Annotated in this window: 12 protein-coding genes and 1 tRNA gene; 4 read left to right on the forward strand and 9 right to left on the reverse strand. The window is 57.5% G+C overall.

Annotation, left to right across the window (positions count from 1 at the left end; all coding sequences use genetic code 11):
• Positions 1-63 precede the first annotated feature (63 nt).
• Positions 64-933, forward strand: a complete 870-nt coding sequence (locus O3S85_RS14415) for a ribokinase (protein ID WP_269541245.1) — start codon at positions 64-66, stop codon at positions 931-933.
• 39 nt (positions 934-972) lie between these two features.
• On the opposite strand, the gene O3S85_RS14420 is transcribed toward O3S85_RS14415, so the two are convergent.
• The 4 genes from O3S85_RS14420 to rpsO form a co-directional block, all read right to left on the reverse strand.
• Positions 973-1,242 (reverse strand): hypothetical protein, encoded by a 270-nt coding sequence (locus tag O3S85_RS14420; protein WP_269541247.1) that lies wholly within the window; start codon positions 1,240-1,242, stop codon positions 973-975.
• A 124-nt stretch (positions 1,243-1,366) separates the two neighbouring features.
• Complete coding sequence (locus O3S85_RS14425; RefSeq protein ID WP_269541250.1) at positions 1,367-3,703, reverse strand: polyribonucleotide nucleotidyltransferase; 2,337 nt, start codon at positions 3,701-3,703, stop codon at positions 1,367-1,369.
• Positions 3,704-3,756: 53 nt separating this feature from the next.
• Positions 3,757-4,008: a hypothetical protein gene (locus O3S85_RS14430; protein WP_269541252.1), complete on the reverse strand. Its 252-nt coding sequence runs from the start codon at positions 4,006-4,008 to the stop codon at positions 3,757-3,759.
• A 149-nt stretch (positions 4,009-4,157) separates the two neighbouring features.
• On the reverse strand, positions 4,158-4,412 hold the full coding sequence (rpsO, locus tag O3S85_RS14435) for a 30S ribosomal protein S15 (protein ID WP_343218953.1): 255 nt from the start codon (positions 4,410-4,412) through the stop codon (positions 4,158-4,160).
• Between the two features lie 560 nt (positions 4,413-4,972).
• Here rpsO and O3S85_RS14440 point away from each other — a divergent pair.
• Positions 4,973-5,647: a hypothetical protein gene (locus O3S85_RS14440; protein WP_269541258.1), complete on the forward strand. Its 675-nt coding sequence runs from the start codon at positions 4,973-4,975 to the stop codon at positions 5,645-5,647.
• A gap of 108 nt (positions 5,648-5,755) precedes the next feature.
• On the opposite strand, the gene O3S85_RS14445 is transcribed toward O3S85_RS14440, so the two are convergent.
• The 5 genes from O3S85_RS14445 to O3S85_RS14465 all read right to left on the reverse strand — a co-directional run bounded on the left by O3S85_RS14445 (position 5,756) and on the right by O3S85_RS14465 (position 9,901).
• Positions 5,756-7,000, reverse strand: a complete 1,245-nt coding sequence (locus O3S85_RS14445) for an aminoacetone oxidase family FAD-binding enzyme (protein WP_269541261.1) — start codon at positions 6,998-7,000, stop codon at positions 5,756-5,758.
• 66 nt (positions 7,001-7,066) lie between these two features.
• Positions 7,067-7,657: a translation elongation factor Ts gene (gene tsf / locus O3S85_RS14450; protein ID WP_269541264.1), complete on the reverse strand. Its 591-nt coding sequence runs from the start codon at positions 7,655-7,657 to the stop codon at positions 7,067-7,069.
• Positions 7,658-7,695: 38 nt separating this feature from the next.
• A complete protein-coding gene (rpsB, locus tag O3S85_RS14455) occupies positions 7,696-8,562 on the reverse strand; it encodes a 30S ribosomal protein S2 (RefSeq protein WP_269541267.1) in 867 nt (288 codons plus the stop codon).
• Positions 8,563-8,797: 235 nt separating this feature from the next.
• The gene (locus O3S85_RS14460; protein ID WP_269541270.1) at positions 8,798-9,691 is read right to left on the reverse strand and encodes a sulfotransferase family protein; all 894 of its coding nucleotides are present in this window, start codon (positions 9,689-9,691) and stop codon (positions 8,798-8,800) included.
• Positions 9,692-9,824: 133 nt separating this feature from the next.
• Positions 9,825-9,901: transfer RNA gene (locus tag O3S85_RS14465), tRNA-Met, on the reverse strand.
• 163 nt (positions 9,902-10,064) lie between these two features.
• On the opposite strand from O3S85_RS14465, the gene O3S85_RS14470 reads away from it, so the two are divergent.
• Positions 10,065-10,907: a helix-turn-helix transcriptional regulator gene (locus tag O3S85_RS14470; RefSeq protein WP_269541272.1), complete on the forward strand. Its 843-nt coding sequence runs from the start codon at positions 10,065-10,067 to the stop codon at positions 10,905-10,907.
• A 404-nt stretch (positions 10,908-11,311) separates the two neighbouring features.
• The gene (locus O3S85_RS14475; protein WP_269541274.1) at positions 11,312-14,818 is read left to right on the forward strand and encodes a transglutaminase family protein; all 3,507 of its coding nucleotides are present in this window, start codon (positions 11,312-11,314) and stop codon (positions 14,816-14,818) included.
• Positions 14,819-14,868: the final 50 nt, after the last annotated feature.

The raw sequence follows: 14,868 nt of genomic DNA on the forward strand, positions 1-14,868 counted from the left end.
TACGTTCAGCAATTGCGCAGATTCTGGTTCGCCAGTCGTAAAATGTGTGCGCAAACTACGGGTATGTCTCGTATCCTCAACCTCGGCTCGATTAACATAGACCACGTTTATGCAGTGGATCATTTCGTCCGCCCAGGCGAAACGCTGGCCAGTAGGCACTATCAGATTTTTGCGGGTGGCAAGGGGTTCAACCAGTCGATCGCGCTAGCCAGGGCGGGTGCGCCGGTCGCGCATTTGGGCTGTATCGGCCAGGACGGCGAATGGCTGCTCAAGCAGCTCGCGGGCGATGGTGCGAGCACCGAGCACGTGAGCGTTGGCTCCGAGGCGACCGGCCATGCCATGATTCAGATATCGAGCGGCGGCGAAAATGCCATTGTTTTACACGCGGGGGCGAACCATGGCATCAGTAAGGCTGCCATCGAATTGGCCTTACAGGGCTATGGGGCCGGCGACTGGCTTTTGACGCAAAATGAGACCAACGCCGTCGGCGAAACGATGTGCCTGGCCAAAGCGCGCGGGCTGAAAATTGCCTTCAATCCAGCTCCAATGACTGACGCCGTTCACGGGTTCCCTCTGGAATTGGTGGACTTGTTTATCCTCAACGAGACTGAGGCGGAGGCGCTGGCCGGGGCAGGCGTTGCTGACGTCGGCACTGCGCTGCGCAAGCGCTACCCGGGGGCAGACATCCTGTTGACACTTGGTGCCGAAGGCGCGCAACTGCTTCGTGGCGCCGAAGTCATTCGCCAAGTGGCGGAGCCAGTTGACGTCGTAGACACCACGGCGGCGGGCGACACCTTTATTGGCTACTTTTTGGCTGAAATACTAGCCGGTAGCGAAGCGCAATCGGCGCTGACTATCGCTTGCCACGCAGCCGGAATCGCGGTGACACGGGTAGGTGCGTCGGATTCGATACCGCGGCGAAAGGAACTTTAGCCGAGTTTAGGGGTGATGATTGCCAGGCCCTGAGTTTATTCAGCTGCTCCCTGTGACTTGTCTGTTTCCCGCGCCTTGCGCCTCGGATTGTGCAAGCAGCGGAAGCAGAGTTACGCCGATCATGCTCGCGCCAATGCCAAGGCACCACCAGCCGTAAGTACTCGATAAGCTTGAATTCAAATTTGCTGGTTGTTGGGTCTGCTTCATTAGGGATACCAACTGGTATTCAAGAAACATCGTATGCAGTATCGGGAGCGCGATGAGTAAGGTGCCAGCGATGACTAAAGCGACGTTATGGGTGATTTTCATGTGTCGTATGGAATGTCTTAGTGCTGATTTAATTAATTAAAATTTATTTTTATAAAGGGTCTTTGGCAAATAAAAAACCGCGTCCCGTAAAGGACGCGGTTTGAAAGTATCTGGAGGCAGGCGCTTACGCTTCGGAGGAAGCTTCTTCGCGCTTGTTGTCGTCTCCGGAGTCACCGTCGTTATCGTCACGACGACGACCACGGCCACCACCGTCACGACCACCGCGACCACCACGGCCGCCGTCACGGCCACCACGACCGCCTCGGCCACCGTCACGACCACCACGGTCACGACCGCCACCGCCGCTGTCACGGCCCTTCGGCTCGTAAGGCTTGCCCTGGGCTTCGCAGAGAGCTGCGAGGCGCGATAGGCGCACGCGGCCCTTGTCGTCGATGCCGACGCACTTGACGAGGATTTCGTCGCCCAGCTTGCAGACGTCTTCCACCTTCTCGACGCGGAACTCAGCCAGTTCGGAAACGTGGACGAGGCCTTCCTTGCCGGGGAGGCATTCGACGAAGCAGCCGAATTCCTTGATCGCGCGGACGATGCCCTTGTAGGTCTTGCCCGGTTCGATCTCGGCGGTGACGAGTTCAATCTCGTTGATCGCACGCTGCATGGACTCGCTGTTGTTGGCGAAGATGAGCACGCGGCCAGAGTTGTCTTCGTTGATGTCGATCTGCGCGCCGGTGATTTCGGTGATGCGCTTGATGTTCTTGCCGCCGGGGCCGATGAGGGCACCGATCTTTTCCGGATCGATTTGCACTTGCTCGATCTGAGGAGCGTAAGGCTTGAGCTCGGGCTTCGGCGCTTCGATGGAAGCGGTCATGATGTCGAGGATCTTGTCGCGGGCGATCTTGTTCTGGTAGATAGCCTGCTTGGCGAGTTCCATCGGGATGCCCTTGATCTTCAGGTCGAGCTGGAAGCCAGTGATGCCTTCCTTGGTGCCGCAGATCTTGAAGTCCATGTCGCCAAAGTGGTCTTCCGCGCCGATGATGTCGGTCAGGATGACGCTTTCGGTGATGTTGCCTTCCTCGGCACCACGGGTCACGAGACCCACGGAGATGCCGGCAACCGGGGCAGTGATCGGAACACCAGCGTCCATGAGGGACAGGGTGCCGCCACAGACGGAAGCCATCGAGGTGGAGCCATTGGACTCGAAGATGTCGGAAACCAGACGGATCGAGTAAGGGAACTCATCTTCACCAGGCAGAACGGCGAGCAAGGAACGCTCGGCGAGTGCGCCGTGACCGATTTCGCGGCGACCCGGGCCGGTGAAACGGCCGCATTCGCCCACGGAGAACGGAGGGAAGTTGTAGTGAAGAATGAAGCTCTTGCTCTTCACGCCGCCGGTGAGGGCGTCGAGGTCCTGTGAGTCCTTGCTGGTGCCGAGGGTCAGGGAAACGATGCCCTGAGTCTCACCACGCTGGAACAGCGAGGAGCCGTGCACGCGAGGGAGGACGTCGGTTTCGCAGTGGATGCTGCGTAGGTCGTCCGGGCCGCGGCCGTCAACGCGCTTCTTGTTCACGAGGATATTCTCGCGGTAAAGCTCTTCCTGGAGAACTTCGAAAGCCATGTTGATCTGCGGGCCAACCATGTCTTCCTCGACGAGGCCAGCTGACTTGACGGCAGCGACGGCTTCGTCCTTGAGGGCGGAAACGGCATTGCCGCGTTCGACCTTGGAGTCCTGGAAAACAGCACTCTGCATCTTTTCGCCAACGGTTTCGCGGCAAAGCGCGAGCACGTCGTCCTGCACCTTGATGAGGTCGAAGTCCTTCTTCTTCTTGCCGACCTTGCTAGCAAGTTCCTTTTGAGCGGCGATGAGCGGCTGGATAGCGTTTTGCGCGTATTCCAGAGCTTCGATGAAGCGGGATTCCGGAAGCTGGTCCGCGGAACCTTCGATCATCATCATTTCCTTTTCGTTACCGACGTAGATCAGGTCGAGAGTAGACTCGAACATCTCTTCGTGGGTCGGATTGACGACGAACTCGCCGTCGATCTCACCCAGGCGGATGCAGCCGATCGGGCCGTGCCACGGGATGTCCGAGCACAAGCAGGCGGCGGAAGCGGCGTTGACCATCAGCACGTCCGGATCGTTGACCAAGTCGGTGCTCATGAGGATGCCGATGACCTGCACTTCGAAGAGGAAGCCCTTCGGGAAGAGCGGGCGCAGCGGACGGTCGCAAAGGCGCGAGGTGAGGATTTCCTTCTCGGAGGGGCGGCCTTCGCGCTTGAAGTAACCACCCGGGAAGCGACCGGCGGCGGCGAAGCGCTCGCGGTAGTCCACGGTGAGCGGGAAAAAGTCCTGGTCGGGAGAACGCAGGGAGTTGGCAGCAGTGGCGGAGACGAACAAGGTGGTCTCGCCCTTAGTGATGGTAACAGCCCCGTTGGCCTGTTTTGCGATGGTGCCCGACGCAATGGTGATGTCGAGCGATTCGATATATACGCTATGTTCTTGTTTCATGTATCTATTATTAGATGAGTCGGCGGGCGGATCGGACGCGGTCGCAGACGTGTTTAGTATCGGGTTTTTTCAGAAAATCTTCGCAGCGTGGAGTAGTGAACGAGCCAGTAGAGGGCAAGACCAACTATTCCAGTCAGCAAGACAATGAAGCCCCAGAGGAACGGGCTGGCGAGGAAAAGTCCATTGCGAACGTCATAAGCTTTGGCGTCGAGGAGGACATATAAACCGAGCCAGATGTTTAAAGCAGCCATGCCTAGCCAAAACAAAACCCAGAGGGCAGTAATGAGCATGGCTACGAATTCCATTGGGGAGGGGATTGAGGGTTCAATAAAAAAGCGGGCGCGGAGTTACCCGGCCCGCTATTGCGGTTAAAAAGATGATCGATCTAGAAAAGGGCAGTGAGCCATGAGTCAATTGGGCGTAGCCCAAACTCTGGGTGCAGCGGCACGCTGCCTTAGCGGCGGAGGCCGAGGCGCTGAATGATGTTCTTGTAGCGCTCGAGATCGTTCTGGCGCAAGTAGTTGAGCAGCTTGCGGCGCTTGTTGGTCATCTGAATCAGACCGCGGCGGGTGTGGAAGTCCTTACGATGCGAGCGGAGGTGCTCGGTGAGGTGGACGATGCGTGCGGTCAGCAGCGCGATCTGCACCTCGGGCGAACCGGTGTCGCCCTCGTGGGTCTTGTATTCAGCGATGATCTTGTCTTTATCGATTGCGGTGGAACTAGCCATTGTATGTGTATTGTTTCTCACGAACGCCGGGACTCCGAAATTGCTCGGAATCGCACTTCCCGCGACGCGCCGGAGGTGCCGTTAACAGCCGATATGTTGTGGCTGGATTCGTGGAAGCGAGACTACGGCAAGTAGCCTGGCTTCTAACGCAAGCCGAGAGAAAATCAGCATTTTGCGACGAAGTTCAAGCTTTTTTACGCTAAATGTTTGCGCTTAAAACGCTTCCGTATTGCCAGCAATCGGTAAAAACCAGCTAGAACGCTGGTATGTGCTGCCCACTGCTGCTCTGTTAGGCCTGTTAGGCTGTAAATGGCAATAGGGCCATTTGGAGTCCTTAGGCGAGGCTCAATGAGCCGTTCTGGGAAAACTACTGTATATCGCTGGCTTTATTGGGGTTTATATCCCTTGGTCACTGGAGTTTTACGTTTTCTTCAGCAGGATAAAACTTCGTGATTTTCGGGGGATTTGATAGGGTAGTTTCATCGGAGGAGGCTGAATGATCTCCAATATCTAATCTCACTATCGATCCCCCTTATCGAATCATGAAACACAAAAAACGCTACCTGACCGTCGACGAGCTGCTTTATCTGGCTCAAGCCCCCAAATCGCTGATTCTGGAAATTCTCAAAACGCCCTCGGCCAAGACTCATCTCGTAGAGATCGATGCCTTCACGTCTTGGGACCAGGAGCGTCAGCGCGACTACCTGGTCGCCAAATACCGATTACAGGAAATTATTACCGACGCCTCCCGCTACGACAACTACGAGGTCGACTTGTCGAACCTCCAGCTCGAAAGCCTCCCGCCAGAAATCTACTTCGTGGTGCGCCGTGCCCGCCGTTTCCGCCTGAATTTGTCGGGCAACCGCTTCACTCACTATTATCAGGTGCGTAGAGCGATCCTTCGCGACATGCCGGATCACGGTATTCCGTTTGACGCGATCAACCTTGATGGCAACCCGATCGAGGACCTTTCCGAAGAGATGGTCGAGCGCGGCAAGACCTCCGCCCACTATCTGGAAGAATACTGGCTGCGCCACTGGGCCAAGCCTTACACCATCGCCGAGAAGGTGACCCGCACCATGGAGATGCAGCGTTTCACCGGGCAGGATGTGGTCAACGCCATGAAGCTGATGCTGCACATGACCGGTGCCTCGCAAGCTGCCGCCGTCCACACTGCGGACGACAAGCAGGACGACTTGTTGGAGGCGATTGCCTGACGAACAATTTCGCGTAAGCGAAAGCAGTGGTTAAAAAGGAAGAGGGCGCTCAGCAGTGGGCGTCCTTTTCCTTTGGGAGGCACTTGCGCCTCATCATTGTGGCCGAGATTATTGATTGTCACCAGCCGCCTGGGCACCCGCGATCCAGCCAGTAGTCCAGTCGATCTGGAGATTCAACTCCGGGGAAACGGCGGTCGCATTGAGCACATCGCCGGCGAAATATAAATCTGGCACGAGTCGGCTGGCGAGGGTCCGGAAGTCGATCTGCTCGCTGGCGACCCCGCCTAACACACTGCTGACGCCGCGCACGTTCTTCTTTTTGACGACTTCATAATCACCGCTGGCCAGCTCGCGCACGAGGGCCGAGCGTTGTGGTGGAGTCAGGGAATCCCAGGATTGCTCGGTATCCAGTTTGGCGGCGTTGAGCAGGTTATGCCATAAACGGCTTGGCAAGCGCTCATGCTCCAGGGCACCGATCTTGCCATTGGGGAATTGGCGGAGTTGCTCGTCGATCAGTTTTGCCGCCGCGCGCGATCCACCGGGCAGCCAGCTAATGCGCAGCGGGAAGCGATTCTGCAGTTTGTGCAGGTATTCAGTTTGGCGGGCGGAGAGCTCCCATGTGGCGGGTCCGCTGACGCCCCATGGCTCCAGCGTGATGCGGCCCGTGGCAGCGCGATCCGTTTCGCCGATGCGTAGCTCCCGCTGGCCGGGAAGGGCACCGGTAATGCCGCGTAGTCGCGGGTCGTCGACGGTTTGAAAGCCGGTCAACGCAGGGAAGCACTCGGTGATGTCGTGCTTGAAGTCGGTGGTGATGACGCGCCGCAACGGACTGCTGATCAAGCCACCGCCCGCGATGATCAGTCGGTCGGCTTGTAAGGTGCGCTCGTCAGCCAGGGTGATCCAGAAGCCGCCGGTCGATTTGACGTCCACTGCGCGCAAAGGCGCTTGCTCCTTGATTTCGACGCTACAGGCCTTGAGCTGAGCCACGAAAAATGACTCGATGTCCTGGGTATTGGCACCGCTAATGTGGGCACGGCCCTCGGCATCGATGTCGAGGGCTTGGCCGTTCTCTTCGAGCCAGGTTTCAAAGTCGCCCGGCCCGTAGCGGGTGAACGGGCCGATCATTTCCTTTTCGCCTGCGACCAAGTGGGAAACCAACTCGGCGGGGTCCCAGATCTCGCGCGTCAAGCCGCAGCAGAAGGGCTCGCTGTTGCGCCAGGTGGGCAGGAGCGTATCTTCCGCCAGCAGCGTAACTTTCGCCTCGGGGTTATTCGTCGCCGCGCTGATCGCAGCAAAGACCCCCGCCGGGTCCGCGCCGACAACGATGATGTGGGGTGGGGGCGTGTCGCTCATTCAAAGAAAAAGCCTCCGCTCCAGAGGAGCGAAGGCCTGCAAATTAGTCGATCAAGCGACGCATGATTATTCGCCGATGGCGAAACGTGCGAAGCGGCGAACCTTGATGTTTTCACCGATGCGCTGGATGGACTCGGTGAGGAGTTCGCCAACGGTCTGGTCGGTGTTCTTCACGTAAGGCTGGTCGAGCAGCGTTACGGTGGAGAGGAACTTGTTTACCTTGCCTTCGACGATCTTTTCGATGGCTTGAGCGGGCTTGCCTTCAGCCTGGGCTTCGGCAACTTCGCGCTCCTTGGCGATGAGATCGGCAGGAACGTCTTCACGGCTCACAGCGACAGGCGCAGCAGCAGCGATGTGCATGGCGATGTCGCGGGCGAGATTTTGGAAGTCTTCGTTCTTGGCAACGAAGTCGGACTCGCAATTGAGCTCAAGCATCACGCCGACCTTGCCACCCATGTGGATGTAGCTGGCGACGGTGCCTTCGCTGGCTTCGCGGCCGGCCTTCTTGGCTGCCTTGATCGCGCCGTTCTTCTTCAGGTGATCGATGGCGGCTTCCTGGTCGCCGCCGGATTCGACGAGAGCCTTTTTGCAGTCCATCAAACCGAGGCCCGTGCGTTGACGGAGCTCGTTGACCATACTTGCGGTAATTGCTGACATGGTAGTTGTTTCGTTCGGGTTTTTAATCGGTGGGAAACTTATTCCTTTTCTGCGGCAGGCGCTTCTTCGGCGGCTGGCTCAGCGGGAGTTTCTTCGGTTGCGGCTGGCTTCTTCGGCTCGTCCAGGACGATGTCGTCGGCGAAGGTCACTTCCGGCTCGTTTTCGGCGAAGTCGGTGCGAACGATCGGCTGAACGCCTTGCTGCGGTGCGTTGCGCACTTCGGTGCGGCGGGCCAGACCGTTTTGGATCGCTTCCATGATGACCTCGGTGACGAGGCGGATGGACTTCACGGCGTCGTCGTTGCCCGGGATCGGGAGGTCGACGATGGTCGGGTCGGAATTGGTGTCAACCAGAGCAATGACCGGGATCTTGAGGCGGCGAGCTTCGTTGACGGCGATGTTTTCGTTCTTCACGTCGACGATGAACAAAGCCTTCGGGATGCCCTTAATTTCGAGCATGCCTTCAAAGTTGCGGTGCATGCGGGCCATTTCGCGGCGGATCGCGGCTTGCTCCTTACCGGGCAGCTTTTGCAGGGAGCCATCGGCTTCCATGCGCAGGTAGCGCTTGTACTTTTCGAGGCTGGCCTTGGACGTGGTCCAGTTGGTCAGCGCACCGCCCATCCAGCGGTTTACTGCGAAAGGCATGCCGCAGGTGGTGGCGGCTTCACGCAGGATTTCCTGAGCCTGGCGCTTGGTGCCAACAAACATGATGTCTTCGCCGCTGGCGACGAGCTCTTCGATGAAGGCATAGGCCTTTTCGAGGAGGGCGTAGGTCTTTTCCAAATTGATGATGGAAATGCCGTGGCGGTGGTCGAAAACGTAAGGTTTCGATTTCGGATTCCAGCGACGAGTCTGGTGGCCAAAGTGGACGCCTGCGTCCAGGAGGTCTTTTACAGTGATGTTCATTTGAGTTTTTCTGTGCTCCGTATTCGCGCCAGTCCCGGCGTTGGGCGAACCTTGGATAATGGGTGGCTTGTTCGTAGTTGAACGTGCCGATTCGGGTTGTTTTCATTTTAACGCTGAGTAGGCCCGGGAAGCCGCCGCAGCTAAAGATGAAGGGCGGAAGACTAGGCTGCGGATTCCCGCTGGCAAGCCGGAATTCGCTATTTTTGTGAATTACTTTTCGCCGGCCCTCAAATGGCTAATCTGTGTAGCCAAGTGCGCGCATGGATTCTCCGGCGATCGTGTTGAACTGATCCAGTTGCTCGCTGGACCAGTCCGCCCAGCGTTTCGTGGGCGAGAAATTGGCCGGTTTTTTTACGCCATCCCAGTTAGGCGTGCCTTGGTCTGCGGTGTCTGATGACCCAATGACCTCGATCTCGTCCGTGGAATTAAAGGGGTACTCTGATCGCGGAAGCTCCAGCCTCTCGAGTAGCGATTTGAGCGTAATCTCTTGCTGATCAAGGAGATCCTCGAAGCGGACGAGCGTATAAAAGGACTGATCGCCGTAGGCCTCACGAAAAGCCAGAATTTCGCGTGCGCTTTGGTTCCATCGCTCACAGGCGGCCTGGAACGGGGTGTCGGGCCAGGTCTTGATCGTCGAGGCGACATTGTCCCGGCCATCGCGAATAATGATGACGAGCTTCTGGCCGGGGAACATGACCGGGAAATACTGCAAGTGCTGCACGGAGGGCACCTTTAGTAGGATGGTTTTTCCGGGCGTTTCCTGGATCTGCTCCAAGAATGCGCGTCCCATCAACTGAGAAAAGAAATGCTTAGGCAGCTTGTCGCGGTTTTGCTCATACTGCTGGAAGAAGTCGTTTTCGAAGTGCTCGATGTGGTGAATGTTGGGGAGCAGGGGTGCCTCCCAAATGTCTTTGGGAAACGCCTCAACCTGCGGATGCAGGCGGATGAGCTCGCCCAGAAATACTGTGCCTGATCGCTGCTGGATGCCGTGTATCGCGATCAGCTTTGGGCCCTGAGCTTGTCGATTGGCGACGCCAGGCTCAGGAGCCGGGAGCTGGTCAGCCGGCGTGCGCTTATCAAGCACCTGGCACTCCTCTAAAACTTTTCTAGCGATTTCCTTGAGCTTCATTTTCCTGTGAAGACAGCTTGTGAAATTGCCGTCGCAAGACGAGAACAAATCCTCCCGCATTGCTTGCCGACGTTCTTTCGGATCACTGAAATACAAAGCCCGCTAAGTAGTTGTCTTAGCGGGCTTTGTAAATTGGGTGCAGGGACCAGATTTGAACTGATGACCTTCAGGTTATGAGCCTGACGAGCTACCGGGCTGCTCCACCCTGCATCGAGGAAAGCCGAGAAACAAACAGGTGAAGTATGAATCGCGCAAGGGAAAAATTTAATTTTTTGAAAAAAGTTTTCATTCGCGTGATTTCTCCGCCACTTGAGCGCACTTTGGGAGAGAAAATAGGTAGCACTCCATGGATATTTTTGCTAACCATTTGAGGGTGAGTAAACTCTCGATCGAACTGTCTCCGCAGGTAAAGGAATCGCGCTACTTGTCGCTTACACGCAGGCCACGGGCCCCGGGCGTGTTCTTTGCCGGGTTTGAGGTATGTGCCCCTGACTACCTGATCGACCGGCAATCTTTTCCATTCTGGATTCTAGAATATATAGACGAGGGGGAGGGCGAGGTCCGTGTGCGGGGTAAGAAGCATTTGTTGAGAAGCGGATCGGTCATTTGCTATGGGCCCGGCATTCCAATCCATTTTTACAACCACGCCGACCGCCCCTTTCATAAATACTTTTTCTGTCGTAACGACACCGCCTTCCCGGAGCGATGGAGGCAGGTAGGGCTCAGTCCGGGATCGGCGCGGACGTTGGCCATGCCACCCATGCAAGGCGATGTGCTGGACCAATTGATCCACGAGGGCGTGCATGGCTACGTGGAGAAGGCGACCGTGCTTAGTGCGCTAGAGTTGATTGTAACGACCGGCATTCGGCGCGATTCCCAGCAGGCTCGCACGCCGAAGGATGGCCCGGCTCAGGTCTATGACCTCGTCATGCAGGTGCTGCACGAGAATTTTTGCGAAATAAACTCCCTGGCTGAGCTCGCTGATCGCACCGGCTACGGCGCGGAATACCTATGCCGCGTTTTCAAGCGCTACCACAATGAGTCGCCTTACCAGACGCTTTTGCGCATGAAAATGAACGAGGCATTCCGTCTGCTAAAGGAAGGGCGGCTGCGCGTCATGGATATCGCGGAGCAGGTTGGCTTTCAGGATCCGCTGCATTTTTCCCGCGTTTTCCGCAAAGTGATGGGCATGGCTCCGAGCACGGTGAGTGCCTGAGGTATTTTGGTAAATAGCACGCAATCAGCTCCTTGTGAAATATTATCATTGAAGGTTTGTTTTTGATCAACGATGATCAAGCGGTTTCGCATCTGTGAGGATTGCGAATTACTTCACCATAGTTTTTATTCATACTTAAAAACTATAGAATGCCGCTTAAGTATGAAAAATTTTCATACTGCTAATATTCAGGAGTTTGTGCAAAATTTGATGTTGACGAAATGGCCGTGTGAAATTCACGTTACGCGCCTTTTTTAGGTGGCTTGATCAAAGCGAAGGCATACGAACAAGTCGCTATTAGAAACCCTCTGAATTTTAATTTCCAAATCCCACCTGCACTAAGCACAAGCTTCGTTCCGCTTCGGAATGTTACTTGGGCCAATAACTGCTTTTGACACCGCCATATGGCTATCGACGTCAAACTCTTCCACCGGACCTCCTATCGCTACGACCAACTGGTGACGATGGGGCCCCAAGTTGTCCGCCTGCGCCCAGCGCCCCACTGCCGCTCCGAGATTGTTTCCTACTCGATGCGCATTGAGCCCGAGGGCCAGTGGATCAACTGGCAGCAGGACCCTTTCAGCAACTATCTGGCGCGCGTCGCCTTCCCGGAAAAGACCGACCGGTTCGAGGTGATCGTCGATTTGACGATTCGCATGGTTGCCTTCAACCCGTTCGATTTCTTCCTGGACACCCATGCCGAGCATTATCCGATCGAGTATAGCGACGCGACTGAGCATGACCTGAAGCCATACCTGAAAACGGAGAAGCCCGGCCCTTTACTCCAGAAGTGGGTCGACTCCGTGGACCGCGGTAAAAAGCCGACCATCGATTTCCTCGTCGAGCTGAACCAGCGCGTCAACAACGAGCTGAAATACACGCTTCGGATGGACCCCGGCGTCCAGGAGCCCGAGGAAACGCTGGAGCTGGGCATTGGCTCCTGTCGTGACTTTACGTGGTTGTTCGTCAACATCTTGCGTCACCTGGGCATTGCTGCGCGCTTCGTATCCGGTTACTCGATTCAACTCAAAGCGGACGAGAAAGCCATCGACGGTCCCTCCGGTGTGGAAGAGGACATTTGCGACCTGCACGCGTGGACGGAAGTCTACCTGCCGGGCGCTGGCTGGGTTGGCCTCGATTCGACCTCCGGCCTGTTCTGCGGTGAGGGCCACATCCCACTTGCGGCGACGCCCGATCCCCGCACTGCCGCGCCGATCACCGGTGGCTTCGCGGCAGAGGGCAAGGTCAAGGACGAGTTCGAGCACGAGATGTGGATCCAGCGCGTGCACGAAACGCCGCGCGTGACCTATCCTTACAACGACGAGCAGTGGAAAAACATCGTCCAGCTCGGTGCCGAGATCGACAAAGAAATGGTCGAGAAAGACGTCCGCCTGACCATGGGTGGCGAGCCGACTTTTGTCTCGATTGATGACTTTGAAAGCCCGGAGTGGACCATCTCCGCGGTCGGCATGGACAAGCGTAACAAGTCTGAGGATTTGCTGAAGCGACTTTTCGGCAAATACGGTAAGGGCGGTTTCCTGCACTACGGTCAGGGCAAGTGGTATCCAAGCGAATCCCTGCCGCGCTGGTCCTACAGCTGCATCTGGCGTAAGGACGGCCAAACGCTTTGGAAAGACCCCGCACTGCTGGGCGATCTGCGCAAGGACTATGGCTTCACTGAGGTCGAGTCGCGCAAGTTCATGAATCTCCTCTGCGAGAAGCTGAACCTCGATCCCAACATGGCCATGGACGGCTATGAGGACGCCTGGTATTACATGTGGCGCGAGCGTCGCCTGCCGACCAACGTCAACCCGCTTCAAAATAAAATCGAAGACAAGGAGGAGCGTACGCGCCTGGCCAAAGTCTTCGAGCAGGGCTTGAAAAAGGTCATTGGCTGCGCGTTGCCGATCGAGCGCGGCTGGGTCAATGGCCGTTACGCGTGGCTGACGGGTCCGTGGTTCATGCGCCAGGAAACGCTGTTTTTATTCCCCGGTGACTCGCCGATGGGCCTGCGCCTGCCGCTGGACTCCATGCCTTGGCAGGCCCCGACAGATTACCGATTCCTCGGTGAAGCGCCGATGCCCGAAGACGCGCCGCCGCTGCCGGACTACGATGCGTTGGCCAGCCAATACCGCCGCGCCGGTTCGGACCCCAGCAACCTCTCGGGGCCGCATGCCCGCGCCGGTGGTCTGCAGGACGTGCCGCTCACGGATCGCTTTGACCCGTGGGAGGACTACATGCGCCGCTTTGGCCCCGGGAAGTCGTTTGGCCAAACGCCCGGCACCTGGCAAATTCCCGTCCACATGCGTCCGCGCCCCGAGTCGATGCAGCGCCCGGACACGACGCCGCTGGACAACACCACTGCGCCTTGGATCATCCGCACCGCGCTTTGCGTGGAGGCCCGCGAAGGCAACCTGTTCATTTTCATGCCGCCGACACCGTCGGTCGAGGACTACATTGACCTGTTAGCCGCCATTGAGGCGACCGCAGGTGAACTCAACATGCCGGTTATTTTGGAAGGCTACCTGCCGCCGCTGGACCGCCGCCTGGAAACGATTAAGATCACCCCGGACCCAGGCGTGGTGGAGGTCAACGTGCAGCCCTCGAGCTCCTGGGCGCACCTTGTTGAGAAGACTGAGTTCCTTTACGAAGCCGCCAAGCAATGCCGCCTGGGCGCGAACAAGTTCGATCAGGATGGCAAGCACTCCGGCACGGGCGGGGGCAACCACATCGTCTGCGGTGGCGACATCCCCAAGGACTCGCCGATGCTGCGCAACCCGACCTTGCTCAAGTCGCTCATCGCTTACTGGCACCAGCACCCGTCGCTCAGCTACGTATTCTCGGGTAAGTTCATTGGCCCGACTTCGCAGGCACCCCGTATCGACGAAGCGCGCAACGACTCGCTTTACGAGATGGAGATCGCCTTCCGCGAGCTCGATGCGCAGATCGATAATTACAAGCAGTGCCCGCCTTGGCTGGTCGACCGCATTTTCCGCCACTTGCTGACGGACCTTACCGGCAACACCCACCGCGCCGAGTTCTGCATCGACAAGCTTTACTCGCCCGACAGTTACACGGGCCGCCTCGGCCTGCTGGAAATGCGTGGCTTCGAAATGCCGCCGCACGCCCGTATGTCGCTGACGCAGCACCTGCTCCTGCGCGCCTTGATCGCCCGTTTCTGGGACAAGCCGTTTGAGCCCGAGCGCCTTGTCCGCTGGGGCACCCAGCTGCACGACCGCTGGATGCTTCCGCACTGGAACTTTGCCGACTTCAACGACGTGCTTGCTGACCTCAAGTCTTGGGGCATGGAGTTCGACATCGAGTGGTTCGCGCCGCACTTTGAGTTCCGCTTCCCGAAGTATGGCGAGGCGCACTTCAAGGGCATGCGCATTGAGATCCGCGAGGCCCTCGAATGCTGGCTGACTCTTGGCGAAGAAGCTACGGGGCAGGGCACCGCGCGTTATGTGGATAGCTCCGTCGAGCGCGTGCAAGTGAAAGTGGAAAACTTCATTCCCGAGCGCTACGCCGTTTATTGCAACGGCTACCGTGTGCCGCTCACTTCGACCGGCGTAGAAGGAGAGTTCGTCGCCGGGGTGCGTTTCCGCGCCTGGCAGCCGCCGTCGGCGCTGCACCCGACGATCACCATCGACAGCCCGCTGACCTTCGACGTCGTCGACCTCTGGAATGACCAATCCCTTGGCGGTTGCCGTTACCACGTTACCCACCCAGGGGGCCGTGGCTACGACGATTTTCCGGTCAATGCGCTGGCCGCCGAAAGCCGTCGCCTGAGCCGCTTTGAGGCCATTGGCCACACACCGGGGCAGCAGCCGATGCAGCGCCGCGACAAGCACTCCGCGGACTACCCGATGACGCTCGACCTCCGCCAACCACGCACTTTTAACGAATTATAGAATTAACCACGAAGCTCACGAAGACTTTTTATCGGAGACACAGACTCCTG

The sequence above is a fragment of the Cerasicoccus sp. TK19100 genome, from assembly GCF_027257155.1.
Classification (GTDB): domain Bacteria; phylum Verrucomicrobiota; class Verrucomicrobiia; order Opitutales; family Cerasicoccaceae; genus Cerasicoccus; species Cerasicoccus fimbriatus.